This window comes from Pseudomonas sp. B21-031 (assembly GCF_024748985.1).
Taxonomy (GTDB): Bacteria; Pseudomonadota; Gammaproteobacteria; order Pseudomonadales; family Pseudomonadaceae; genus Aquipseudomonas; species Aquipseudomonas kermanshahensis.
Genome location: NZ_CP087181.1, coordinates 208,902 through 234,331, shown reverse-complemented (window position 1 = coordinate 234,331; position 25,430 = coordinate 208,902). Strand labels below are relative to the sequence as shown.

General features: G+C 62.7%; 20 protein-coding genes and 1 tRNA gene. 8 read left to right on the top strand and 13 right to left on the bottom strand.

All coding sequences use genetic code 11. The features are described from left to right. Positions 1-82 precede the first annotated feature (82 nt). From gabD to LOY53_RS01005, 3 genes are all read right to left on the bottom strand, one after another. Entirely contained in the window at positions 83-1,525 is a 1,443-nt protein-coding gene (gene gabD, locus LOY53_RS01015) for an NADP-dependent succinate-semialdehyde dehydrogenase (protein WP_027595154.1), read from the bottom strand. 275 nt (positions 1,526-1,800) lie between these two features. Beyond that, positions 1,801-3,477, bottom strand: a complete 1,677-nt coding sequence (locus LOY53_RS01010; protein WP_258703493.1) for an aryl-sulfate sulfotransferase — start codon at positions 3,475-3,477, stop codon at positions 1,801-1,803. Positions 3,478-3,494: 17 nt separating this feature from the next. Next, positions 3,495-5,831: a TonB-dependent receptor gene (locus tag LOY53_RS01005; protein WP_099428053.1), complete on the bottom strand. Its 2,337-nt coding sequence runs from the start codon at positions 5,829-5,831 to the stop codon at positions 3,495-3,497. A gap of 193 nt (positions 5,832-6,024) precedes the next feature. Here LOY53_RS01005 and LOY53_RS01000 point away from each other — a divergent pair, with 193 nt between their 5' ends. Beyond that, positions 6,025-6,939 (top strand): LysR family transcriptional regulator, encoded by a 915-nt coding sequence (locus LOY53_RS01000; protein WP_252826399.1) that lies wholly within the window; start codon positions 6,025-6,027, stop codon positions 6,937-6,939. A gap of 130 nt (positions 6,940-7,069) precedes the next feature. Here the strand turns inward: LOY53_RS01000 and LOY53_RS00995 are convergent, their stop codons facing one another. Together LOY53_RS00995 and LOY53_RS00990 are read right to left on the bottom strand one after the other, a co-directional pair. Further along, positions 7,070-7,975, bottom strand: coding sequence for a TauD/TfdA family dioxygenase (locus LOY53_RS00995; protein WP_258703492.1), 906 nt, complete (start codon positions 7,973-7,975; stop codon positions 7,070-7,072). 36 nt (positions 7,976-8,011) lie between these two features. Continuing rightward, a complete protein-coding gene (locus LOY53_RS00990; protein ID WP_258703491.1) occupies positions 8,012-9,049 on the bottom strand; it encodes an ABC transporter substrate-binding protein in 1,038 nt (345 codons plus the stop codon). A 300-nt stretch (positions 9,050-9,349) separates the two neighbouring features. On the opposite strand from LOY53_RS00990, the gene LOY53_RS00985 reads away from it, so the two are divergent. From LOY53_RS00985 to LOY53_RS00970, 4 genes are all read left to right on the top strand, one after another. Beyond that, a complete protein-coding gene (locus LOY53_RS00985) occupies positions 9,350-10,948 on the top strand; it encodes an ABC transporter permease (protein WP_258703490.1) in 1,599 nt (532 codons plus the stop codon). Then, positions 10,945-11,808 (top strand): ABC transporter ATP-binding protein, encoded by an 864-nt coding sequence (locus LOY53_RS00980; RefSeq protein WP_258703489.1) that lies wholly within the window; start codon positions 10,945-10,947, stop codon positions 11,806-11,808. The genes LOY53_RS00985 and LOY53_RS00980 overlap by 4 nt, the downstream gene beginning before the upstream one ends. Before the next feature lie 188 nt (positions 11,809-11,996). Continuing rightward, positions 11,997-12,073: transfer RNA gene (locus LOY53_RS00975), tRNA-Arg, on the top strand. A gap of 160 nt (positions 12,074-12,233) precedes the next feature. After that, positions 12,234-13,964: a dipeptidase gene (locus LOY53_RS00970; RefSeq protein WP_258703488.1), complete on the top strand. Its 1,731-nt coding sequence runs from the start codon at positions 12,234-12,236 to the stop codon at positions 13,962-13,964. A gap of 133 nt (positions 13,965-14,097) precedes the next feature. Here LOY53_RS00970 and LOY53_RS00965 read toward each other — a convergent pair whose 3' ends face one another. From LOY53_RS00965 to LOY53_RS00955, 3 genes are read right to left on the bottom strand one after another with little or no spacing between them, the layout of a single operon-like run. Then, the gene (locus LOY53_RS00965; RefSeq protein WP_027595145.1) at positions 14,098-14,931 is read right to left on the bottom strand and encodes a hypothetical protein; all 834 of its coding nucleotides are present in this window, start codon (positions 14,929-14,931) and stop codon (positions 14,098-14,100) included. Then, positions 14,928-16,544 (bottom strand): hypothetical protein, encoded by a 1,617-nt coding sequence (locus tag LOY53_RS00960; RefSeq protein WP_252826394.1) that lies wholly within the window; start codon positions 16,542-16,544, stop codon positions 14,928-14,930. Before LOY53_RS00960 ends, LOY53_RS00965 begins: the two co-directional genes overlap by 4 nt. A 21-nt stretch (positions 16,545-16,565) precedes the next feature. Further along, positions 16,566-18,149, bottom strand: coding sequence for an OmpA family protein (locus tag LOY53_RS00955; RefSeq protein ID WP_258703487.1), 1,584 nt, complete (start codon positions 18,147-18,149; stop codon positions 16,566-16,568). Positions 18,150-18,405: 256 nt separating this feature from the next. Here LOY53_RS00955 and LOY53_RS00950 point away from each other — a divergent pair, with 256 nt between their 5' ends. Further along, positions 18,406-18,843 (top strand): CBS domain-containing protein, encoded by a 438-nt coding sequence (locus LOY53_RS00950; RefSeq protein ID WP_027595142.1) that lies wholly within the window; start codon positions 18,406-18,408, stop codon positions 18,841-18,843. A gap of 6 nt (positions 18,844-18,849) precedes the next feature. On the opposite strand, the gene LOY53_RS00945 is transcribed toward LOY53_RS00950, so the two are convergent. From LOY53_RS00945 to LOY53_RS00935, 3 genes are all read right to left on the bottom strand, one after another. After that, the gene (locus tag LOY53_RS00945) at positions 18,850-19,488 is read right to left on the bottom strand and encodes a hypothetical protein (RefSeq protein ID WP_027595141.1); all 639 of its coding nucleotides are present in this window, start codon (positions 19,486-19,488) and stop codon (positions 18,850-18,852) included. 69 nt (positions 19,489-19,557) lie between these two features. Continuing rightward, a complete protein-coding gene (locus LOY53_RS00940) occupies positions 19,558-19,800 on the bottom strand; it encodes a DUF2789 domain-containing protein (RefSeq protein WP_085273890.1) in 243 nt (80 codons plus the stop codon). Between the two features lie 61 nt (positions 19,801-19,861). Continuing rightward, on the bottom strand, positions 19,862-20,320 hold the full coding sequence (locus LOY53_RS00935) for an aminoacyl-tRNA deacylase (protein WP_027595139.1): 459 nt from the start codon (positions 20,318-20,320) through the stop codon (positions 19,862-19,864). A 100-nt stretch (positions 20,321-20,420) separates the two neighbouring features. On the opposite strand from LOY53_RS00935, the gene LOY53_RS00930 reads away from it, so the two are divergent. Continuing rightward, positions 20,421-21,770 (top strand): nodulation protein NfeD, encoded by a 1,350-nt coding sequence (locus LOY53_RS00930; RefSeq protein WP_258703486.1) that lies wholly within the window; start codon positions 20,421-20,423, stop codon positions 21,768-21,770. Positions 21,771-21,772: 2 nt separating this feature from the next. After that, positions 21,773-22,525, top strand: coding sequence for a slipin family protein (locus LOY53_RS00925; protein ID WP_252826389.1), 753 nt, complete (start codon positions 21,773-21,775; stop codon positions 22,523-22,525). A gap of 31 nt (positions 22,526-22,556) precedes the next feature. Here LOY53_RS00925 and LOY53_RS00920 read toward each other — a convergent pair whose 3' ends face one another. Both LOY53_RS00920 and LOY53_RS00915 read right to left on the bottom strand, forming a co-directional pair. Then, a complete protein-coding gene (locus tag LOY53_RS00920; RefSeq protein WP_027595136.1) occupies positions 22,557-23,189 on the bottom strand; it encodes a LysE family transporter in 633 nt (210 codons plus the stop codon). 315 nt (positions 23,190-23,504) lie between these two features. After that, positions 23,505-25,415, bottom strand: coding sequence for an ATP-binding cassette domain-containing protein (locus LOY53_RS00915; protein WP_252826388.1), 1,911 nt, complete (start codon positions 25,413-25,415; stop codon positions 23,505-23,507). Between the last annotated feature and the right edge of the window lie 15 nt (positions 25,416-25,430).

Genomic DNA, 25,430 nt, shown 5'->3' with positions numbered 1-25,430 from the left:
CACCAGGTACTGCATGTAAAAAAGGCCAGCGAGACGTCGCTCTCGCGCCCCGCTGGCAGAGGTAAAGCCTTTTAACCGGTGATCAAACGCTGATGCACAGGTATTTGATTTCGAGGTAGTCCTCGATACCGTATTTGGAACCTTCGCGGCCCAGGCCCGAAGCCTTGATACCGCCAAACGGTGCGACTTCGTTGGAAATCAGGCCGGTGTTGATGCCAACCATGCCGTATTCCAGCGCTTCGGCAACACGGAACACACGGCTCATGTCGCGGGCGTAGAAGTACGAAGCCAGGCCGAACTCGGTGTCGTTGGACATGGCGATGACTTCGGCTTCGTCCTGGAAGCGGAACAGCGGCGCCAGTGGGCCGAAGGTCTCTTCCTTGGCGACAGCAGCGGTCTTCGGCACGTTGACCAGAATGGTCGGCTCGAAGAAGTTGCCTTCGATCAGCTTGCCACCGGCCAGCACCTTGGCGCCTTTGGCGACCGCGTCTTCGATGTGTTCCTGAACCTTGGCGACAGCCTTGCCGTCGATCAGCGGGCCAGTGGTGGTGCCGTCTTCCAGACCGTTACCGATCTTCAGCTTGGCCACTGCAGCAGCCAGCTTCTCGGCGAACGCGTCGTAGACGCCGTCCTGCACGTAGATACGGTTGGCGCAGACGCAGGTCTGGCCGTTGTTGCGGTACTTGGAGATGATCGCGCCTTCGACTGCCTTGTCCAGGTCAGCGTCGTCGAACACGATGAATGGCGCGTTGCCGCCCAGCTCCAGGGAAACCTTCTTGATGTCCTTGGCGCATTCTTGCATCAGCTGGCGACCGATTTCGGTCGAGCCGGTGAAGGACAGTTTGCGAACCAGGGAGTTGCCAGTCAGCTCGCCGCCGACTTCGCCAGCGCTGCCGGTAACGACGCTCAGCACACCAGCTGGGATGCCGGCACGGTGAGCCAGCTCGACCAGGGCCAGAGCGGAGTACGGGGTCTGTGAAGCGGGCTTGAGCACCATGGTGCAGCCAGCGGCCAGGGCCGGGCCGGCTTTACGGGTGATCATGGCCGCCGGGAAGTTCCACGGGGTGATGGCCGCGGTAACGCCGATTGGCTGCTTGATGACGATCAGGCGCTTGTCAGGCTGGTGGCCTGGGATGGTGTCACCGTAGACGCGCTTGGCTTCTTCAGCGAACCACTCGATGAACGAGGCGGCATAGGCGATTTCGCCTTTGGCTTCGGCCAGTGGCTTGCCTTGCTCGGTGGTCATCAGGCGAGCCAGGTCGTCCTGGTTCTCGATCATCAGTTCGAACCAGCGACGCAGCTTGGCCGAACGCTCTTTGGCGGTCAGGGCGCGCCAGGCCGGCAGGGCCTTGTCGGCGGCTTCGATGGCGCGGCGGGTTTCCGCGGTGCCCATCTTCGGCACGGTACCGATGACTTCGCCGGTGGCCGGGTTGGTCACCTTGATGGTCTGGCCATTGTCCGCATCCAGCCACTCACCATTGATATAGGCTTGCTGGCGGAACAACTGAGCGTCTTTGAGCTGCATGTCGGCTTCCCGAATTGTTGATTGTTGAAAAGCGCCCAAAGCAGGGCATCGAGCGTTTGAAATCTCAAACGAATGCTAAGCGGCTGCTGGGGTGTAGGACAATAGGCTGTTCGAAAAAAAGAACGAATGGTTGAACAGCCTGGGGAAATTTCATGATTTTTTACACCGCAGACGGCCTCTTCGCGGGCAAGCCCGCGAAGAGGCCGATACAGGTTAGACGATCGAGCGGGAAGAAATGTGAAGGGAGGACCGACGGCCCTCCCAGACGGGATGGATCAGAACGCCTTGCCCAGGTCGATCACCAGCGCCCGATACCCGACACTGCCCGGCTGTCGGCTGTGCACCTTCAGCTCCACCAGCACCTCCTGCGTCCCGCGGCGCACCTCATTGAGCACAGTGGTAGTCAGTTTCTCTGGGGTCAGGAAATTCACCGAGGCCGAATAGATGAATTGGGTATCGGTCTCGGGCCGGTAGGCCACCACCGAGGTCACCGGGCTGTACCATTCGTCACCGCGCGCTTTGCCGTACTCCCACACCTGCTCGACCGTGCCCTTGGCCTCGTCGATCTTGTACTCCACCGCGCGGCTGTAATTGCCGGCCAGCTTGGTCGGGGCAAAATCGCGCCCCCAGCCGTTGTCGAACACAGTCAACGTGCCTTTGCCCGTGAGCCAGGCGGTGTGCTGGGTCCAGGACCAATCGAAGCCTTCGCTCTGCACCGGCGTCAGCACCTTGTCCTGCAAGCGCTGCGGCCACCCCTGCGGCGAGGCGAGAATCCACTTCACGGCTTTGTCACGGCCGATCTTCACCACGCCTTGATGGCGTGCTGAAACGATGATGCTGTCGTCATCTGCGTCGTAGTCGATGGCATTGACGTGCGCCCAGTTACGCCCGGTGCCAACGCCTGGGGTGTCACCGAACGGTAGGTCGCCTTCGGCCAGTTCGTTGGCCAGCCGGTCTTCCTGCTTATGCACGCCGTCGGGCAACTGAATCGCCGCCTTGCCAAGGGTTTCCAGCAGGTCGCCGCGGTACGGGTCGAGGATCTGGTTCAGGTCCCAGAAGTCCAACACATCACCCGCTTCGCTCACCTCGATGATGTGGTCACGGATCGAGCGCACGCGCTTGCCGTCTGGCCGGCGATAATCGCTGGTGCCGACCCGCAACAGGTAGGTGCCGTTGGCGGTCTCGCGGATTTCGTGGGAGAAGTCGGCAAACTTGTCCGGCAAGCTGCGTTGCCAGATGCGCCGGCCAAGCAGGTCGTACTTGGAGTAAGTCTGGCCCTGGCCCCAAATCAGCTTGCCGTCACGGGTCTGCTGGAAGCCCATGGTGCCGCCCAGGCCGTCCCGGCGGTTGGAATCGTGAATCTGCTCGATATCCAGGTACCAGCGCACGTCGCCATTACTGTCGGCGATCCAGTTGTTGCCCACTTGGTCCCACTCGGCCGCACCGCCCAGGGCATTCCACTTGAAGGCCCGGCCGCCCGGGATATCCCCCTGCAGGTGGTTGAACAGGTAAAGGCGGTTTTCGAAGCCGGGCGCTACCTTGATCGGTTCGACCTCGGGCAACGCCGCTGTCTGCTTCGCTACCACCGGCAGGCGCACTGCCGGCGCATAGACCTGATAACGCTCGCGGATGCGCTCGCCATCGAGTTTGTAGGTCACTTCCACCTGGTTGACGTAGTCGGGGTACAGCCCGAACACCGGGATGCCGCCATAGGTCCACAGCGAGCGGTCCGACACCTCGTACGCGATGTCTACGCCCCGCTCGCCGCGGCCCAGCACGCGCACATGGGCCGCACTCAGCGTACGCCCGCCATCGCGGATGATGGCCGTCAGCGGTGCCAGGCGGTACGGGTTGACCACCACGTCGCCCAACAGCGCCTCATCAGGCCCGGGGACCTTGGCTGTGAGGCAGGCGCCTTCAGGCAATGCAGGGGTTTCGGTTTTAGCATTCATGGCAAAGCTCCTTGTGCTCAGAAGTCGTAACGGGCGGTAGCGCCGAAGGTGCGAGGGGTGCCGAGTACGCCGGCATAGCCACCGTTGGCGGAGTTCCACAGGCTGGTGAAGTAGGTCTTGTCACCGGCGTTTTTCACCCACAGCGACAGGTCGAGCACGCCGTCGCCCTGGTCCAGGCGCACGCCGGTGGAGAGGTTGACCAGCGCATAGCTGGGGATCTGGCCGAAATCAGAGTCATCGATGGTGCCCACCGCCTTGGAACGGAAGGCGTAGCTGGCGGTGACGTAGGGCTCGACGCGCTCGGCCAGTTGCCACTTGTACTGGGCGTTGAGGTTGGCGATGTACTTGGAGGCGCCGACCACCTGATGGCCCGACAGGTCGCAGGTGGCGGTGGCATTGGCCAGGCTGACTTCGGGCGGGCATGGCGCATCGTCGTACTCGGTGTAGCGCACGTCGTTCCACGAGCCGTTGAAGTTGACCGTAAGGCCGCGCACCGGCAGCGCCGTGGCCTCGAACTCCAGGCCTCGCGAACGCACACGCCCCGCGTTGGCCAGGTACTGCACGCGGTTGGCCTCGTCATACACGTTGGCCTGGTAGCCATGCACTTCAGCCCAGAACAGGTTGGCGTTGAGCTGCAGGCGATCATCCAGCAGCGTGCTCTTGACCCCGATTTCGGCGTTGTTGACCCGCTCGGTGCCGACCAGCAGCGAGTCAGTGCCCAAGCGCGGCGCGGCGCCCACGGTAAGGTTGATACCCCCGGATTTCTCGCCATGGGTCAGGGTGGCATAACCCAGTACCTGGTCGTTGAAGCGGTAACTCAGGCCCAGCAGGCCAGAGGGGCTGAAGCTGTACTGGTTGAGATCCCCCGAGTCGTAGGCCCCCACCCGGCCCTGGCGCGCCGCCGCTGCGGCGCCGGTGACCGCCGCGCCACCCGTAGGCGCATCACGGGTCACCCAGGCGCTTTTCTCCTCGTAAGTGCCGCGCACACCGGCGGTGAAGTCCAGGCGGTCGGTAAGGTGCCAGGTGCCCTGGGCGAACAGCGCATAGCTGTCGGTGTCGATGTGGCCATCACCGAGGGTGTTGACGTTGTTCAGGGCGCCCGCCGGGGTGATGTTCCAGATGTCTGCCTGAGGGCCGTAATAGGTGAAGGATTTATTGTCCAGGTCCTGCTTGAAGTAGTACGCGCCCAGCACGTAGTCGAAGGCGCCACCAGTCGGCGAAGCCAGGCGAATCTCCTGCGAATACTGCTTGTCGCGCACCGATACACCGGCGCTGTAGAACACCGGCACGTTGAGGCCATCGTCGTTACGCGGGGTAAAGTCCCACCAGCGGTAGGCGGTGATCGAAGTGAGGGTGAAGTCGTTGGGCAAGGTCCAGTTGGCCTCGACCGAAGTGCCACCCTGGAACACCGTCACCTGCTGATCGGCATCGAAATTGACCTTGCGGTCCTTGCCCGACACCAGCGTCGCGCCGGCCTGCGCTGCCAGGCTCTCGTAGCGGTTGACGCCGTTGATGGTCGGGCCGGTGCTGTACAGGCTGAGGATGCCGTTGTTGGAATCTTCTTCGTTGTACTCGCCGATCCAGCGCAGGTTGAAGGTTTCGCTGGGCTTGAACAGCAATTGGGTGCGAAATCCCTGGCGCTTGCCGCCGTTCAGGTCGTCACCGTTGTGGATGTTCTTCACGTAGCCATCGTCTTCGGTGCGGTAGGCACTGATGCGCCCGGCCAGGGTGTCGCTGATCGGCCCGGAAAAGCTGCCCTGAGTCTGCAGGTAGCCATCTTCGCCAATCGACTGCTGAACGCTGCCCTCGCGGTGGAAGGTCGGCTTGCGCGTGGTGATGTTGAGCACACCGGCGGTGGTGTTCTTGCCGAACAGCGTGCCTTGCGGGCCGCGCAGCACCTCCAGTTGCTCGACATCCAGCAGGTCGAACACCGCCATGCCGGGGCGACCGAGGTAGACGTTGTCCAGGTAGATGCCGACGCTGCCTTCCAGGCCATCGCTGGCCGGGTTGTTACCCAGGCCACGGATCGAGATGCTCGATTGACGGGCATGCACATAGGCGACGTTGGTGCTCGGCACCAGTTGTTGCAGGTCCTGCACGCGGTAGATGCGCTGGGTTTCCAGGGTTTCGCTGTTCAGCACGCTGATCGGCGTGGGCACGCTCTGTGCGGTTTCTTCGCGACGGCGGGCGTTGACGGTAACGGTGCCAAGCTTGGCCTCCTGCTCCACGGCTGGGGCGGTGCTGACAGGCGCTTCGGCAAAGCTGCCAGTGGATGCCGCCAGCAATACGCCAGCGGCCAAGGGTTGCAGGGTGAACCGCGATGCGCGCGCAGGCCAACGGGAAACTCGGGACATGCTGATGCTCCTTGAGGCATGGGCCCTGAGCGAGCATTTCCGTTGGCGGAACCGAATCGCGGTCAGTCGGGCTTATATTCTTTTAAGTGATATAAATATTTGTAATTCATATTTAGTGGAATAAGTAACAGCCTTTATAAGGGGACTTACCCTTATCAGCAATTGCATTTGACCGAAGGTTTTAATGTAGAAAATGCATATCGATCTCCGTCAGCTGCGCCACTACATCGCCCTGGTCGAACACCGCAGTTTCGTCGCTGCGGCTGCTGCGGTGAACCTGTCGCAATCGGCCTTCAGCCGCAGCATCCAGACCCTCGAGCACAACATCGGCTGCCGCCTGGTGGACCGCGCCAGCAAAGAGCTGGCCCCCACCCGCCAGGGTTTGCTGGTATTGGAGCATTCACGGCGGCTGGTGCACGGGGCGCACAACCTGGTCAATGAAATTCACCAGTTCAACGGCGCCACCACCGGCGTGGTGCGCTTCGGCTCCGGCCCTGCGCCAGCGGGGGGCTTGGTGCCACGGGCAGTGGCGCGCTTCGTCGCCGAATACCCAGCGGCGCGCACGTGTTTTCAGGTGGATAACTGGCAGGCGTTGAACCGCAAGCTGATCGCCGAAGAGATCGAGTTTTTCGTCGCCGACACCCGCCAGTTCGAGTCAGACCCGGATTACCGCGTGCACAAGCTGGCGCCGCAGCGTTGGCATTTCTGCTGCCGCGCTGGGCACCCGCTGACCACGCGGCAAGCGGTGCAGGCGCGGGACCTGTTCGAGTACCCATTGGCCACCACCTTTCGCCCGCCGAACATCCGCAAGATCCTCAGCGACCTCAGCGGGCGGCAGGATTTTCTGCCCACGGTGGAATGCGAACATGGCTATGCGTTGCTGAATGTGGTGATGCATTCGGACACCATCGGCATTGCCTGCAATGCCAACCTGCGGCCGTATCAACGCGACGGGGGGCTGGTGGCGCTGAAGCTTTCGGACTTGGCGCCGGAGCAAGAAGAGGCGTTTTATACCCGCTATGGGGTGGTGAGCCGGGTGGGGTATGGGTTGTCGCCGTTGGCGCAGGGGTTGGTCAGGCAGCTGATTGCCTGTGATACCGACCTATGAACAACCCTACCGCCCGCTGTGTGTAGGAGCAGCCTTGTGCTGCGAAGAGGCCGGTACATGCCAAACGTAATGAGCCTGGCAGCTCCGGCCTCTTCGCAGTACAAGGCTGCTCCTACCGACTGGGTAGGTCTTAGCCTTTTCGGGTTGTGCGGCTCAGTTGCCCATCCACCCCCACCGGCACCTCACCCGCCAACGTCACCCGCCGAACCACACGCGGCTGGGTGCCATAGTCATCCACCGCATAATGCTGCGTCGCGCGGTTATCCCAGATCGCCACATCCCCCGCTTGCCAGCGCCAGCGCACGGTATTTTCCAAGCGCGTTACATGCCCCTGCAGCACGGCGAACAAGTACTGCGAGTCGGCCAGCGAATAGCCCTTGATGCGCTTCACGAAATGCCCCAACTGCAGCGCCCGCTCACCGCTGACCGGGTGCACGCGCACGACCGGATGCTCGGTCTCGTACACCGTCGAGGTGAACACCTGGCGATAACGCTCCAGCTTGGCCGGGTCGACGTCAGGCTTGAGGGACGCGTAGTCGTATTCGTTGCTGTGCACCGCCCACAACTTGTCGGCCAGCTCGCGCAATGGCTCGGGCAGCTCCTGGTACGCCGCTGCAGTATTGGCCCACACGGTATCCCCACCAGACGCCGGCGCCACCACGCTGCGCAGGATGGACGCCTTGGGGTAGGCATCGACGAAGGTCACGTCGGTGTGCCAGGAGTTGGCCCGCTGGCCTTCGGCACCATCAAGCTGGAGCAGGTAGCTGGTGCCATCGACCACCGGCACGGTGGGGTGGGCGACCGGTTCGCCCAGCAACTTGGCGAAGCCTTCCTGGCTCTGGTCGTCCAGGTGGGTCTGGCCACGGAAGAAGATCACTTTGTGCTCGACCAAGGCCGCCTGTATGGCGTCGATCGTGGCGGCATCCAAGTCGGCAGAAAGCTTCAACCCGCGGATCTCGGCGCCGATACGGCCGGCAACCGGGTGGATGTCGAGTTCAAGGGCGAGTGGCGCGGTGGCCAAGGCGGCATTGCTCATGGTCGTGGTCCTTGCGGTTATTGTCGGTTCAGAGGGTTAGCGGGCGGCCTGGACGGCCTGCTGCTGTTGCAGTGCGGTGTCTAGAAAGCGAGGTTCAACCCAGTCGGCAACCTGGAAGCCACGGCGGATCAGGCGCTCTTTGGCGGCCAGGTCGACGCCCTGCTGCAGTTGGGCCAGAAAATCAGCGTCCAGGCGTGGGTCGAAGTAATGCGCGAGGTTTTCCTTGGCCAAGTCATCGCTGAGGATGCTGCGCGGCCAGCTCGCGTTGTTTGCCACCAGGTCGACGTAGGCGTCGCGGTTGTGTTCGTCACGCAGCCACGCGGTAGCCTGCTCCTGGGCATTGACCAGGCGCTGCACCAGGTCTGGGTGCTGGCGGATGAATTCGCCGGTGCCCAGCAAGACCGCCTGGGTGCTGCCGGCGCCTTGCAGGTCGCGGGAATTGACGGGCAGCTCGACCAGCCCGCGTTCACGCAGCGCCAGCAGGTTCGACAGGCCCCAGGTGGCATCGATCTGCTTGGCGGCGATTGCGGCGTTGGCAGCGTTGAAGTCGAGGTTGATCACCTTCAGATCACGCTCGGACAGCCCCTGGCTGGCCAGCGCGCTGGCGAACGACAGCTGGTTGGCAGTGCCGCGGAACACCGCCACACGCTTGCCCTTGAGGTCGTGCAGGGTCTTGATGCCGGACCCCGGCACCACCCCCAGGTAGCTTTTCACCCCGCGCACGCCGGCCGACAGCACGCGGGTATCCAGGCCATTGGCCTTGCCGACGATCGCAGCCAGGTCCCCGAGGTAGGCAAAGTCGGCTTGGCCATTGGCCAGGGCCTCGTTCACCACCGGCCCTGCGCCCTTGAAGAAGTGCCAATCGATGCGGATGCCGTCCTTGGCGAATTCCTTCTCCAGCAATTGCTGGTCGCGCAGGACATCGACCACGCCCCCGGCGCTGTGTTTGCTGCCAGCGCTCAAGTCGGGCACGGCGATGCGGATGCTCTCTGGCTTGGCTGACTCGGCAGCGTGGGCGTTGAGGGTAAAGACCAGCCCAAGGGCGGTGATCAGGTGGCGTAGTGGGGTTTTCATGGCAAGGCTCCTTGGCAGGCTGCCACCGACGAAGGCCGGCGCTTTGGTCAGAAGCTAGGCAGGTCTGGTTAGAACCTCCAAAGATCAAAACTTCATTTTTTAGTAACCAGAAGGCATAAATCAGGCGCGCTGCGGGCCTGCGGGGGGCTTGCGGAGAACGCATGGAAAATATGAGGAAAACGCAACGGTAAGGGGTTTGCGCATGCAAGGTTTGCATGCTCTTATCTCTTGAAATGCGCACTTATGATTTTTTAATTCCATTAGTGCATAAGATAACAACGCTTCGTTCGAGAGATGCCGATGAATGGAATTCTGAACAGGAGTTGGGGGTGGCTTCGGGGGCCGCTTCGCGGCCCTTTCGCGACGCAAGGCCGCTCCTACAAGAAGGCTGCGTACCTTTCTTGGGTATTGCCGGTGTTGATCGCGGTGTTGTGGGTGGTCGCTAGCCAGCACCACTGGATGAGCGAGCAGATTTTGCCGGCGCCTTCGCGGGTGTGGGAGAGCGCGCTGGAGTTTGGCTCCGGGGAGCTTTGGGGGCACCTGTGGATAAGTGTGCAGCGGCTGTTCTGGGGCTTGGCGGTCGGGATTGTCAGCGGGTTGCTGCTGGGCACCTGGCTGGGGTCGTCGCGGCGGGCACAGACGCTGGTGCTGCCCACCTTCGTCGCGCTGGCGCAAATTCCTACCCTGGCCTGGATACCGCTGTTCATGCTGTTTTTCGGCATCGGCGAGTTGCTGAAGCTGGTGGTGCTGGTCAAAGCCGTGGTGGTGCCGGTCACCCTGCACACCCTGGTCGGCGTGCGCGATGCCCAACCCAAACTGCGTGAAGCTGCAGCGGCGCTGCGCTTGCCCCGTCATCTGTTGTTCCTGCGGCTGCTGTTGCCCGCCGCCCTGCCCGCCTTCCTCACGGGCGTACGCCTGGCCCTGGCCACCGGCTGGACGTCGTTGCTGGCCGTAGAGCTGCTGGCCTCCAGCGAGGGCATCGGCTACCTGATGGTGTGGGGCCGGCAGTTGTTCATGCTCGACCTGGTGCTGCTCTGCATCCTAGTGATCGGCCTGGTTGGGGCGCTCATGGAGCAGGGCTTCTCGCGCCTGGAGAAACGCCTGCTGTTCTGGCCGCAACCCGCAACCGGCGAGCAACAGCGTGGCCCGATCCCAAAAGGTTGGCAAAGCCTGCTGCTGCCGATTGCACTGCTGGCACTGTGGCAGGCCACCAGCAACGTTGGCTGGGTCGACCAGAACATCCTCACGTCACCGCTGGGCGTGCTGCACACCCTGTTCAACGGGCTGGCGGACGGCACGCTGCCACAGGCGTTGCTGCTGAGCCTGCAACGCACCTTGACCGGCCTGGTGCTGGGCGGTGGCGCGGGTTTGCTGGTTGGCCTGCTGCTGGGCCTTTCGCACCACGCCGAGCGCGTGTTCGGCCCGAGCCTGACGGCCGTGCGCCAAGTGGCGCTGTTTGCCTGGGTGCCTCTGCTTACGGCCTGGTTCGGCCTGGGCGAAGGCGCAAAAACTGTGTTCGTGGCCCTGGCGGCGTTCTTCCCGTTGCTGATCGCCACCCAGCGCGGTATCGCCGGGCTGTCGCCTCAGCTGGGCGAGGCCGCCCGCACCTTGCGCCTGAGCCTGTGGCAACGCTTGCGCCGGTTGGTGCTGCCCGGCGCTGCCCCGGCGATTTTCGCTGGCCTGCGCCTGTCGCTGATCTACGCCTGGCTGGGCACCATCGGCGCGGAGTACTTCATGCCTTCTGACGGCGGCATCGCCAGCCTGATGATCGGCGCCCAACAGCTGTTCCGCATGGACCAGGTGATGGCCGCCATGGTCCTGATCGGCCTGGTCGGCGCCCTGCTCGGCACCCTCGGACAACGCCTCGAATCGCGCGCCACGCGCTGGAGAACCGCATGAACGCCTTCAACACCTCGCACCTGCCTGCGGCCAATCAACCCGACGCTACCCCGCCATTGGTCAGCTTCGAAGAGGTCGGTAAGGTATTCCGCGTCGATGGCCAACCGTTGGAGGCCATTCACGATTTCAACCTGTCGATCAACGAAGGCGAATTCATCGCCATCGTCGGTGCGTCTGGCTGTGGAAAATCTACCCTGCTACGCCTGCTGGTGGGGCTCGACACCGACTACAGCGGCAGCATCCGCGTCGACGGGCGCCCGGTCAGTGGCATTGATGGCGAACGCGGCATCGTGTTTCAGGAACACCGCCTGTTCCCCTGGCTGACGGTGGAGCAGAACATCGCCCTGGGGCTGGTCAACGAACAGCTGACCCAGGGTGAGCGCGCCCGGCGCGTGCATGAATTTGTGCTGCTGGTCGGCCTTAGCGGGTTCGAGTCGGCTTACCCGCACCAGCTTTCCGGCGGCATGGCCCAGCGCGTGGCAATCGCCCGCGGGCTGGTGGCAAGCCCACGGATCCTGTTGCTTGACGAGCCCTTCGGCGCGCTCGATGCGCTGACCCGCCAGCAACTGCAGGATGAGCTGCTGGCCATTCGGGAACGAGCCGGCATCACCACCCTGCTGGTGACCCACGATGCCGAAGAGGCCACCTACCTGGCCGACCGGGTGGTCGTGCTGGAACCGCGCCCGGGGCGGATCAAGTCGGTGGTCGAAATCGACCTGCCACACCCGCGCCTGCGCACAGGCGTGGCGCTGCATGGGCTGCGCGAGAAGGTGCTGCACCAAATCACCGGTGCCGGCGGTTACCTGCCACCCGTGGTTCGCCGGGTAGAAGGGCTGCGGCCCGAGCTGATCGCACTCTGATGGCCTGTAGGAACAGCCTTGTGCTGCGAAGAGGCCGGCGATAACAGCACACGTCTGCGTTGCTGCCACTGGCCTCTTCGCAGCACAAGGCTGCTCCTACAAGCGTTATGTCCGAAGCGCGGGTAAAAACAGCTACAGATCAAGGCGATGGACGCAACCGAAACAGATGGGTATCATGCGTGCGCGTTGCACTCGTAGCTCAGCTGGATAGAGTACTGCCCTCCGAAGGCAGGGGTCGTGGGTTCGAATCCCGCCGAGTGCGCCATCTTCGAAAGCCCTGGGATTATTCCCGGGGCTTTTTCGTTTGTGCGACATGTCGCGTTTCTGGTACTCCCGTACTGCAGAGCATTGGTGTTAGCGTGGGCACCTTCCCGTTTTTCGAACGGGTACCCCCAACAATGACTCGCGAAGGAATGCGCGCGCCCATGTACCTGAAAAAACTCACCGCTACCTCACTGCTGCTGGCCAGCATCGGCCTGTTCAGCGTACCGGCCCAGGCCAACCTCTCCCAGCAACAATCCGCGGCCATCATCAAGGCCTACGACGGCACAGAACTGGCGGACTTCAAGCAGTTCATCGGCAAGCTCAACGGCAGCGACCTGGCCAAGGCCGACAACCTCGGCGAGACGCTGAGCGCCTACCTGGCCAACAAGCCGCTGGCCGACGAGCAGCAGAACGAAATCAACCGCCTGCTGGGCCTGTATACCCGTATCAAGTACGGCAAGGCCGCCACCGAGACCCTGCGCGAACTGGTGGCCATCCCCACCTTCAGCGTCGATGGCGTACCGCAGCACGAGAACCCCGAGTTCCTGAAGATCGCGGACAAGATCAAAGCCCTGGCCGAAGGTTTTGGCCTGACGTTCCGCAATATCGACAACCGGGTCTACGAGATCACCCTGGGCGAAGGCAAAGAAGTGGTCGGCATCCATGCCCACGCCGATGTGGTGCCGGTCAACCCGGACAACTGGAAGCTGGACGATGGCACTCGCCTCGACCCCTTCAAGGTCACGCTGGTGGGTGACCGCATGTATGGCCGCGGCACCGAAGACGACAAGAACGGCATCGTCGTGGCGCTGTATGCGCTGAAAGTGGCCAAGGACGAGAAGCTGCCGCTGGCCCGGCAACTCAAACTGCTGGTGGACACCACCGAAGAAACCAGCGGTGACGCGATCCCTTACTACTTCGAGCGCAACCCGACGCCTGACTACAACTTGGCGCTGGACGGCGGCTACCCGGTAGTGATCGCCGAGAAAGGCTACGGCACGGTCATGGCCAGCTTCGCCAAGCGCGCCGCCACCGGCAAGGGCGCCGAAATCACCCACCTCACCGGCGGCCTGGCCACCAACCAGATTCCGACGACGTCGGTCGCCACCCTGGCCAGCGACAAGCCTGCCGAGCTGGCAGCCAGCCTGAACAAGGCCGGGGCCGCGTATGTGAAGGGCAACGGCGGTGATTTCAGCATCGATGCCAAGGTGGTTGGCAAGGACGTGCAGCTCACCGTGAAAGGCGTCTCGGCCCACTCCTCGGAGCCGGAGTCCGGGGTTAACCCGGTGGCGCGCATGCTGGTGTTCATCGATGGCCTGGGCAAGCAGGTGCCGCTCAAGCACAACCAGTTCACCGACGCCGCCCGTTATGCCAGCGACAACTGGGGCCTGGACTACCTGGGCAAAAAGCTCGGCGTGGGCTTTGAAGACGCGTTCATGGGGCCGCTGACCGCCTCGCCGACCTTTGTCGGCGTGGACGACAAGGGGCTGAAACTGGCGGTCAACCTGCGTATCCCGAAGGGCAAGGAAATTGCCGTGATCAAGGATGACCTGGCGACCAAGCTGGATCAATGGAAGAGCACCAGCCACGTCCCGGTGGCCTTCGACTACAGCCTCGACGCGCCGATGTACCGCAACCCGGAGGGCGAATGGGTCAAGGCCCTGCTTGCCGTGGCCAGCGAGAACCTGGGCATGAAGCACGAGTTTGGCACCTCGGCGGGAGCTACCTCGGTGCATGACTTGCCCAACGGCGTGCAGTTCGGGCTGGCCATGCCTGACGTGAAATACACCGGGCACAACGACAACGAGTTCAAGACCGTGGAGCAGTTCATGCTGGATCTGCAGGTAGTGAGCGAGATGGTCGCGCGCATCGGACAGATGCCGAAGCTGTAGCGCAATCACTTGTAGGAGCAGCCTTGCGCTGCGAAGAGGCCGGTGACAACACAGTAGATCTGCGCTGTTGTCACCGGCCTCTTCGCAGCGCAAGGCTGCTCCTACAAGGGTGCGTATTACCCGGAAGGCCGGGTTACCGAAGGTCGGTACTCAGGCTAGGCGTGCCAAAGCCTTCCAACGTTGCGTTGGACGCATTCAGGTACTGCGCCCAGAAGTCGTTCAGCGCATCCATGGTCTTGCCAGAGCGGTAGGCATGCTTCACCGCGTCGGTGACCAGCCCTGCGCCAGACACATACACCCGGGCGCCTTGCAGGTCGGCGTACAGCCCCTTGCTCTGCGCAAGCTTCAGCTCGTTGCCAACGTTCAGCTGCTTGATCTGGTTGGCTGCGTAGAAGCTGGTGTAATCGGAATGCTCGAGCATGTCCGAAATCAGGTACACCACCCGCTCCTGGATACCCTGCTCTTTGCCCATGTCTTCACCGACACGGCGCAGGGTGTTCATGATTTCGCTCTTGGGGATGTCCTGACGCGCCTCGCGCAAGCCCTTCACGAACAGCCCGCCGAAACCGGTCTGAAACGCCTTTTTCTGGGTCGCCAGGCACTGGTCCAGGCCACGCAGCTTGCGCATGTTCACATCATCGCGAACCTCGCCCTGCAACGGCGTGTCCAGCTCGCCGGCATATACCAGGCGCTGATACTCACCCGGCAGAAACGCCGAGAAGGTATAGAGCCTGACGCGATCGCCCGGCTGCACGAACCGGTCGATCTGGCCCCAGGCGCTGCGCTGCAGGTCTTCTGGCATCGGGATGGTCTGATCGATGATCACCACCAGCTCGCGGCCGGAACCTGCAGGCTTGATGTCTGCCAGGCCGTTGCGCGTGTAGCAGCTCTGCAGGTCGTTGCGTTCGGCGGCCAGCGCTGCACACGGCAGCGCCAGCGCAAGGATCAGGGCCTTGGCAAGCCTCATGACAGCATGCCCTCCTTCTTCGCCGGGAACAGGCCAAGCGCCTTGAGTGCTTGCTGTTGCTCGCGGATGTCGCGCAGTTGCGCCTCGCTGACATTCAGCGCACGGCTGGCGGCGGCCAGGCTTTCTTCCGGCAGGCCAGTCACATCGTGGAACTCGGAGGCCTTGATAGCGACAGTGCCGACCGGTTCGGCCACTGCAGCAGCAGGGGCAACCGGGGCTACGGCAGGCTGGGACTCGACCGGCGTCGCGGCGACCGCGACGGCTACAGCGGCGGGTGCTGGCGCAACGGTTTCAACCGGCCGCGCTGGCTTCTCTGGCTGCTCCGATACTTTGTCAGCCTTGTGTTCGACGAAGCTGAGGAAATTGCGGCGGGCGGTGTTTTCCCCATCCAGTGCAGTCAGCACATTGGCATCGGTGTGATCGCGGCTGGACAACAAGGTCTGCAAGCGGCGCAGCTTGTCATCGGCATGGCTGGCGATGGCCGAACGCTTCTGGTCCATGGCATCGAGCATTTCTTCGGAGGTGGCGTACTTGTGGGTACGCTGCCAGGCGGTGTGCGAGTGTGTACCGGCGAAGAAGTAGCGGCTGGCCAACCACAGGCTGATGCCTTGGATCGCCACGTAGATCAGCGACAGCATCACGTAGGTCGTCAGGCTGGCCTTGCGGATCGCCTGCATCTTGTCGTCGATGGTGGCGTTATCCGCTTCATCGTTGATGGCCTGGGATTCTGCTGGCAGGTCGAACGGCGAGCCTGCGGTGCTGCTTTGCGTGGACGCTTCGGCACGCATGCCGTTGACCATCTCGGTCTCGATGCTGTCCAGGGTGGCCGAACGGATGAGGAAGGCACCAATGGCCATGGCCACCACGAACGCACCGCAGGTGATCAACCAGAAGAACTTGCGCGTGACGTTGGCGTTCACGTCCTTCACCCGGGCCAGCAGCTGCTCGTAGTCAGGCTTGTCCGAGTCGCTGAAGGAGTCTTCCAGGTTGATGGCTTTGTTGGCTTTCAGCGAGCGCGAGCGTTTGGAAGGCTCTTCACCCTGCCACCAATGGCGGGCGCGGGCGACCAGGCTGTTGTGGTGCACCGCGTGCCCGGCAGCCTCGGCCAGAAACGCCGACGCAACAGCCAGCAGAATCGCTACGAATGCCGTCAGCCAGTGACGGTCATTGGTCGACGCGTCCATGTTCACCCAGCCGGCGACCACATAGGCAAACCCCATGGCCTCGATCACCACCAGCAACAGGACAACCGCCAACACCCACCACGGCCGCGCAGAACGCCCGGCCTCACCGGCCTTGGACAGGTAGTCCAGGTAGGCACTGTAGGCGTTCGCGTCCTTGGCGTAGAGCTTGAACTTCTTGTTGTACACGTTCGACAGGGTGACTTCGTGGTTGATCCAGCCTTCAGCGTCGACCGAAGCCGGCTTGCGCGACAGGCGCGCCACCGTACCGATCAAGGGGAAGCTGTGCCAGACACGGGTCAGGAAGTAGGAAACCTCTTCCCAATAGTTACGCACGATCACCGCAGTGATCAGCAACGAAAGCAGGCCGGCAGAGAGCAACTGATTGGCGAGAATCAGTGATTTAAGTGCAGCAAGCGAAAAGTCTTCCATTCAGGACGTCCTTGACTGGGGTTATTTGGTAGCCGGGATCGGCTTGTAGGAAGCGACAAACGCGTCACTGCCGGCGGCATAGAACAAGGCACCTTGGCTGACCTCGGCATTGCCTTTGCTGAATACGATGTCCATGCACGAAATCGATGCCTGGGCATCGCTGGCGAAGACCCGGTAGAGCACTTCGCTTTCGCCTTCATAGGTGTTGGCCACGGCCTTCATGGTGCGTGGTTTGTGCTGCGTGGGCTGTTTGTAGTCTTCGACCAGCTGCAGGATCGGCTGGCGGTCGACCATGGCGTTCTCACGCAAGATTGATACCGGCGACACGGTCACCAGGTGCCCGTTGACCAGGTTGGCCCAGACCCGGTTGTTGTAACCCGGCAGGTAGTCCTTGGTGGCACGGCGCTGCAAAGGTTGGTCGTTGACCATGCTCAGCACGTCACCGGCATTGCGTGGGCGGTCGGCCTCGCAGCTGGACATCGGCATCTGCGCGGCGTATGCGCTGCTGATCAGCGTGAAGCCACTCTGTTTCGGCTTGATGCTCTGCGCCATGGTCCAGCTGTAGTTGGCCACGGGGGTACCGGCGAAATCGACCTGCGGACGCACAGCTGCAACAGCCTTCGCGGTGCTGGTGCTGGTGCTGGTGCTGGTGCTGGTGCTGGTGGTACTGGTGGTTGCGCTGGCGGTACTGCTGGCCGTGGCCGGCGTGCGCTGTGCCGTGGTCGGCTTGCTTGCGGCAGGCTTGCTGCTCGCTTGTGCGGTAGTGGTCGCCTGCCGAGGTTTGGCAGCGGTCGAGGTGCCGTAGTGCAGGTAGCGGGTGTTACCCGCTTCTGCCTGGGCGCGCATCACCAAGGCCTGTTCGTTGGCCAGCTCGACGATTTCCACACGGCGGTTCTGGCCACGCAGCAACGGGTCGCTGTTATCGGCAATCGGGCGCGATGCCCCGGCGCCTTGGTAATAGATGGCACTGGCCGGAATGCCGGCCTGCAGCATGACCTTGCCCACGGTCTTGGCGCGGCGCTCGGACAGCTTCTGGTTGAAATCGGCATTGCCCACGGCATCGCTGTGGCCAACGATCAACAAGCGACGTGCCTGCGCCTCCTTGGCGGCGGCCTGCTTGTCGGTGGCGGCCGGCTTGGCATACATCTGCGCCAGCTTGGCCACGGCGCGCTGGCCGTTGGGGGTCAGTTGGTCGGAGCCGGTGGCGAACATACCGGTGTCTTCGATCTGGGTCACCAGGCCCGCCTGTTCAGGGACGGCGGTCACCACCGCAGCCGAGGCAACGGTCAACTTCTCGGTGGTGATCTTCAGGTTCTCTTCCTTGGCGATGCGGTCAAGCTCCTGCAAGCGCGACTGCCAGACATAACCGGCGATGCACCCCAACGTGCCGCCGACTGCAACGCCCGGCAAGATGCCGTCCTTGCCTTTAAGGGCATAACCGGCAGCGCCCCCGGCGACAACCCCGACACCACAGAGCACGGGCATGCCGTAGTCCCTGCCAATGTCTTTAACGCTCTTGGAAATATTATCGATCTGTTGGCTGCTGCAACCGGCAGCGGTGATGAAGGCGCAACTGAGCGCTGTGAGGCGAAACATGCTTTGCATTGCGGCTCCTTGCCGAAACAGGTCTGGATGATGGCAACTTGACATGCATTGTCACAGATTATCGGGGATTTTGCCCCACCCAGGTAAGCATCTCCAGCGCCGGATACACGGCTTGCCGGAGTGCTGGGCACACAATCGATTCAACCATGACGTTTTTCAATCGCCTCTATGCCGTTTCTTGCATTGCTGTGCAGAGCGCCGTGCCGGATGCTTTATTTACATTGAGACAGCGATTTTTCCACCCGCAGAGGCCCGTATGAAAAACGTCGAACAAATCCTCAAGACCAAGTCGCAGCCCCAGACCGTTTACACCATCGGCCCGGACGACTCGGTACTGGACGCCCTTAAACTGCTGGCGGAGAAGAATATCGGTGCGCTGCCGGTGGTGGAGAACAACCAGGTGATCGGCATCGTCAGTGAGCGTGATTATGCCCGCAAGCTGGTGCTCAAGGGCCGTTCGTCAGCGGCAACGCCGGTACGCGAGATCATGAGCGCCCCGGTGATTACCGTGGAACCCAAGCACAATCTGGAATATTGCATGAACCAGATGACCAACCTGCACCTGCGTCACCTGCCGGTGGTCAGCAATGGCGAACTGCTGGGCCTGTTGTCGATTGGCGACCTGGTGAAGGAAACCATCGCCGAACAGGCCAACCTGATCCTGCAGCTGGAGCAGTACATCCGCGGCGAGTAAACCGCCTCAGTGGTAGGCGCGCTCCAGTTCGTCCAGTTGGTGGTCGAAGCTGCGCAGGCGCGCCGACCAAGTGTAGACCAGCACTTCAAGGTCGCGGTTGAGCACGGCAGTGGTGCCATTGCCCGTGCTCGTCGGCTCGCCCAGGTCGAGCTGATAGCGTTCGCGGGCCATGGCCGCCGCCACGCTGGAGAGGTCCCGTGCGTTGGCCAGCCAGTGGTGGTGGTGATCGTGGATTTCACGGTCGAGCGCCCGGCACTGGCGCTTTAAAGCGTCTAGGCTTTGCTCCAGCGGGGTGCCCTTGAGCTCACCCATGACTTCTTCGAAGGTGCGCCCGGAGTGCCAGTAGCTGCCCCAGAAATAGCGGTCGAATACCGTTTCGACCCGGCGCAGGGCAACCTTGGTGTTCCAGATGGTCAGCAACGTTCGCCCCTGGATCACCTCACGTTTGTTCAGACGCAACTGCTGCCAGGCGATCCAGGTCAGCGCCACCAACGCAACCGCCACGGTAACCGCGGCAGCGGCGTAGAGAAACTGCACCGCCTGGTTCATCTGTTGCGTCTGCCTGATGCCATAGAAGTAACTGGCCGTCAGCGTGCCCAGGATCGTCACGGAGCACCAGAACCCTGGTGCGTAGGGATCTTTCATCGCGCTATCCCCTTATTGTTTTCCTGAGCATAGCAACGGCCAATCACTCGTCAGGTGCCGCTCGGCGCTTTATTTTCGGGGGCGGCGCAACGCCTCGTTGAGTTGGTCGAAAGGGACTGCCCAATCAGCATCTTCGTTGATGCTGTCCTTGAGGAAGTTGCGCTGGGCATCGGTCCAGAACGGGGCATCGACCAGCTTGATCTCGTTTTGCAGCGGCGAGTGGCTGGTGATGAATTGATCGATACTCAAGGCATCGTCAGGCAAGCCCAGCTGCTTGAACAGCTCGGCGAATGGATGGATCGGTGCTTCCATGATTCCTCCTAAAAGCCGGTCAGGCCGTCCACGACGCCCGCCCGGCGTTGGCTTGAGAACATCAGCACAGCTCACGCACTTCGGCGTGCGGTACCAGCTTCATGAACTGCTCCATGCTCATGTGGATCAGGTGATCGTGGTCACCCGCCTCCAGGTAGACATCACCTTGCCGGGTAAGGGTCGGGTCGAGCAGCATTTTTATATCGTAGGCATCGCCAAGCGCCGGCACTGCGCCACGCTCGCAATCGCCGAACAGCGTCGGCAGGCCGCTTTCGCGGGTCAGTTGCCAGGCGCCCGACATGCGCACCTTGCTCATGTCCAGATGCCGGTTGGCCGGTAGCACGGCCAGGATGTAGTTGCCATGCCGGTCATCGAGCACCACCGACTTGGCGACCCGCTCGGCGGGTACACCGGCCGTGCGTGCCGACTCCAGGCTGGTGGCTGAATGTGGATGGGGAATGATGTCGTAGTCGCAGTTGGCCTTGTCCAGGCGGGCCTGCAGGGTCTTTGCCATACGCATGATGCACCTCCGGTAGTGCGCCCCCCAATCTTCAATTTTAGGCCTTGGCCCGGCAGGCATGACTAAACTTGTGTAATAGAGACGAACGAGGTGACGACAGGTGGCCGCTCGCTGGTGGCGCTGGCTGTTGCTGTTGATGCTGCTTGGGCTGGCACCGGGCAGCCAGGCAGCGCCCGGTGCCGTCTGGGTGTTGAGCATCGACGATGCCATCGGCCCGGCCAGTGCCGACTACCTGGTGCGCAGCCTGGACCAGGCCCATGCGCAAGGGGCGCAACTGGTGGTCATCCGCATGGATACCCCTGGTGGCCTGGACAGCGCCATGCGCCAGATGATCAAAGCCATCCTCGCCAGCCCCGTGCCGGTTGCCAGCTTCGTCGCGCCCAGCGGTGCACGGGCCGCTAGCGCTGGCACTTACATCCTTTATGCCAGCCATGTCGCAGCCATGGCCCCTGGGACCAACCTGGGCGCGGCCACCCCAGTGCAGATCGGCGGCCCCCCGGGCATGTCCAAGGACGACAAGGCCAAGCCCAGTGGTGATGAACAAACCCTCGCCCGCAAGCAGGTCAATGACGCTGCTGCCTATATACGCGGCTTGGCGCAGCTGCGCGGGCGCAATGCCGATTGGGCGGAGCAGGCCGTGCGCGAAGCCGTCAGTTTGTCGGCCAGCGAGGCGTTGCGGCTGAAGGTGGTCGACCTCGTGGCGACTGACCTGCCCGACCTGCTGCGCCAACTCGACGGCAAAACACTGGACGCTGCCGGCCAGCCGCAGCAGATGCACACCCGCAGTGCCAGCCTGGTCGAACACCTGCCGGACTGGCGCACGCGCCTGCTGGCCGTCATCACCAACCCCAGCGTGGCGCTGATCCTGATCATGGTCGGCGTTTACGGCCTGCTGTTTGAGTTCATGAGCCCCGGCTCCACCGTAGGCGGCGTGATCGGCGGTATCTGCCTGCTGCTGGCGCTGTATGCCCTGCAATTGCTGCCGGTGAGCTACGCCGGGGTGGCGCTGATACTGCTCGGGCTGGCGTTCATGATTGCCGAGGCGTTCTTGCCCAGCTTTGGCGTGGTCGGCTTTGGCGGCATCGTGGCCTTCGTGGTAGGCGCAGTGATTTTGATGGATACCGACGTGCCTGGGTTCGGCATCCCCTTGCCCTTGATCGCCAGCCTGGCAGTGCTGTCGGCGCTGTTCATCGGTGGCGTGCTGGGTATGGCCCTGAAAGCGCGCAAGCGCGCCCTGGTCAGCGGCGATGCCGGCTTGGTCGGCAGCCTGGTCACGGTTACCCAAGTGCTGGCAGACAACCCGTTCTGCGGTTCGGTGCAGGCGCAGGGCGAACAGTGGCAGGTTCAGTGCGCAACGCCACTGCAGCCTGGCCAACACGTGCGAGTCACGGCGCGCCGTGGCGTGATGCTGGAGGTCAGCGCTGCTGCACCTGCGGCCCAAGGAGAATGACGATGTTCATGCAATTGGGTTTCGGCGCCCTGCTGATGCTGCTGGGCGTGTTGTTGCTGTCGGCGTTCCGGATCTTGCGCGAGTACGAGCGCGGCGTGGTGTTCCAGCTGGGGCGCTTCTGGCAGGTGAAAGGACCGGGGTTGATCCTGCTGATCCCGGTCATCCAGCAGATGGTTCGGGTCGATCTGCGCACGGTCGTACTGGATGTACCGCCGCAGGACGTGATCACCCGCGACAACGTCTCGGTCAAGGTCAATGCGGTGCTGTACTTTCGCGTGCTCGACCCACAAAAAGCGATCATTCAGGTCGAAGACTTTCTCGTCGCCACCAGCCAGCTGGCCCAGACCACCCTGCGCGCCGTGCTTGGCAAGCATGAGCTGGACGAGTTGTTGGCCGAGCGCGAGCAACTGAATGCCGATATCCGCCAGGTGCTGGATGCACAAACCGATGCCTGGGGCATCAAAGTGGCCAATGTCGAGATCAAGCACGTCGACCTCAACGAATCGATGGTGCGTGCCATCGCGCGCCAGGCCGAGGCCGAACGTGAGCGACGGGCCAAGGTGATCCATGCCGAAGGGGAGTTGCAGGCATCCGAAAAACTGATGCAGGCGGCGCACATGCTCAGCAAGGAGCCAGGGGCCATGCAGTTGCGCTACATGCAGACGCTGGGGGCGATTGCCGGGGACAAGAGCTCGACCATCGTCTTCCCACTGCCGCTGGATTTGCTCAAGGGCTTTGTGGAAAAGCCGAAATAACCGGGGGCGCTTATGCGCCCCCGGTGGCCTGTCAGATAGGCGCGCGACGCAGGGTCGCGAGGAAGGTTGCCGCGCCGATGAACAACCCGGCAAAGGTGCGGTTCAGCCGCTTCTGCTGCTTGGGTGTACGCAGCAGGCGCAGCACCCGCGAAGCCAGGCCGGTGTAGCCCGCCATCACCAGCATGTCGACGGTGATCATGGTGACGGTGATGGCCACGTACTGCGGCAGCAGGGCCTCATGTGGGTTGATGAACTGCGGCAGCACCGCCAGCATGAACACCAGTGCCTTGGGGTTGCTGACGTTGACCAGAAAACCACGAAACACCAGGCTCAGCGGTTTGCCGATCGGGCGCACGGCAGACTCTTCGCTCATGTCCATCGGCAGCGCGCGCCATTGCTTGTAGGCCAGGTAGACCAGGTAGGCAACGCCAAACCACTTGATCACCGTAAAGGCGGTGGCGGAAGCGGCGAGGATGGCGCCGACGCCGGCGGCGATGATGGCGATCTGTACGATCAGGCCAATCTGCAGGCCTAGTGCGTTCCAGTAACCGCGCCAGAAACCGTACTGCAGGCCGCTGGACATCGAGGCAATCGCCCCGGCCCCCGGTGAAAGGCTGATCACCCAACACGCGGCAAAGAAGCCCAACCACACTTCCATCGACATCACACACCTCGCTCGAACATATGTTGCAAAACGTTAAGCTAAGATGTTGGCGAAAAAATAACCAGCGGATTTTGCAGATTTGTTTAGGGTTTGGGGTTTTGGGTGCGGTTGAGATCGAGCGCCGCCCGCGCGGCGCTTCGCAGCACAAGGCTGCTCCTACACGGGCCAGTTATTCCTGTGGCATGGGCGCGAGCCCCCTTTGCGCCTGACACGAACAGATGTAGGAGCAGCCTTGTGCTGCGAAGCGCCGCATGGGCGGCGCTCGATCTCACAAGCGCTAAAAGGCTCCCGCCCTAGGCCCCAAAGACCTCAGCCTCAGGACAGCGCCTCAAGTTCGGCCTGCATGCTTTCCAACGTTTCTAGCGCTTCCATCCAGGCTTCTTCAAGCTCGCCTTCGCGCTGCTTGAGTTTGCTCTGGCGGGCCAGTACATCGCGCAGTTCATCCTTGCGCGCCGCCTCGTACAGGCCACTGTCGCCCAACGCTGTTTCGATCTCAGCCAGTTGCGCATGCACCTGGTTAAGCTCGGCTTCCAGCTTGTCGGCCGCCTTCTTGTGCGGTGCCAGTTGCTGACGCAAGGCCGCTGCAGCCTGGCGCTGAGCCTTCTTGTCGGTCTTGTCCGGGTTGGCCGGGGTGTTGCTGACCGGCGCGTTGCGCTGACGGTACTCGACCAGCCAGCGGCTGTAGTCTTCAAGGTCGCCATCGAACGTATCGACCTTGCCGTCAGCCACCAGCAGGAAATCGTCAGTGGTGCTCTTGAGCAGGTGACGGTCGTGGGAAACCACCACCACAGCACCGGCGAACTCCTGCAAGGCCATGGTCAGCGCCAGGCGCATTTCCAGGTCCAGGTGGTTGGTCGGTTCGTCGAGCAGCAACAGGTTCGGCCGTTCCCAGGCAATCAGCGCCAGGGCCAGGCGGGCCTTTTCACCACCGGAGAAATTCACCACCGGTTCGTCGACACGGTCACCGTGGAAATCGAAGCCGCCGAGGAAGTCGCGCAGCGTCTGCTCACGCTCGGTCGGGGCAATCCGCTGCAGGTGCAACAGCGGGCTGGCCTTGTCGTCGAGGGAGTCGAGTTGGTGCTGGGCAAAGTAGCCCACCGCCAAGTTCTCGCCACGTACCAGGCGCCCGGACAGCGGCTCCAGCTCGCCGGCAAGGTTCTTGATCAGGGTCGACTTGCCCGCGCCGTTGGGGCCGAGCAGGCCGATACGCGCACCCGGCACCAGCTGCAGCTTGACCTTCTCCAGGATGGCCTTGTCGCCATAACCCAGGCGGCCTTCGGACATGTCCAGCAGTGGGCTGGAGATTTTCTGCGACTCGCGGAAGACGAAGTCGAACGGCGAATCGACATGCGCCGCCGACAACTCTTCCATGCGCTCCAGGGCCTTGATGCGGCTCTGGGCCTGGCGGGCCTTGGTGGCCTGTGCCTTGAAGCGGGCGATGTACTTTTCCATGTGCGCACGCTGGGCCTGCTGCTTCTCGTAGGCTTGCTGCTGTTGCGCCAGGCGCTCGGCACGGGTGCGCTCGAAGGCGGTGTAGCCGCCCTTGTACAGGTTCAGCTTGCGCTGCTCGACGTGCACCACGTGGTCGACCACGGCATCGAGGAAATCGCGGTCGTGGGAAATCAACAACAGGGTGCCGGGGTAGCCCTTGAGCCAGTCTTCCAGCCAGAGGATGGCATCCAGGTCCAGGTGGTTGGTGGGCTCGTCGAGCAGCAGCAGGTCGGACGGGCACATCAGTGCCTGTGCCAGGTTCAGGCGCATCCGCCAGCCACCGGAGAAGTCACCGACGCGGCGGTCCATCTGTTCGTTGGTGAAGCCAAGGCCGGCCAGCAATTTGCGCGCTCGGGCATCGGCGGTATAGCCATCGGCACTTTCCAGCTCGCTGTGCAGGCGCGCCAGGGCCGTGCCGTCGTGCGCCGTTTCGGCGATGGCAAGCTCGGCCTGCACCTTGCGCAGGCGCACGTCGCCATCGAGCACATAGTCCACCGCGAGGCGATCGAGGGTGTCGACCTCCTGGCGCATGTGGGCGATGCGCCAGTCGCCGGGCAGTTGGCAATCGCCGGAATCGGGCGAAAGCTCACCGCGCAGCAAAGCGAACAGGCTGGATTTTCCGGCGCCGTTGGCACCGATCAAACCGGCCTTGTGGCCGGCGTGCAAGGTCATCTCGGCGCCTTCTAGCAAGCGCTGCGGACCACGCTGTAAAGTGAGGTTGGATAGTCTGATCATGATGGTCGCGGAGTC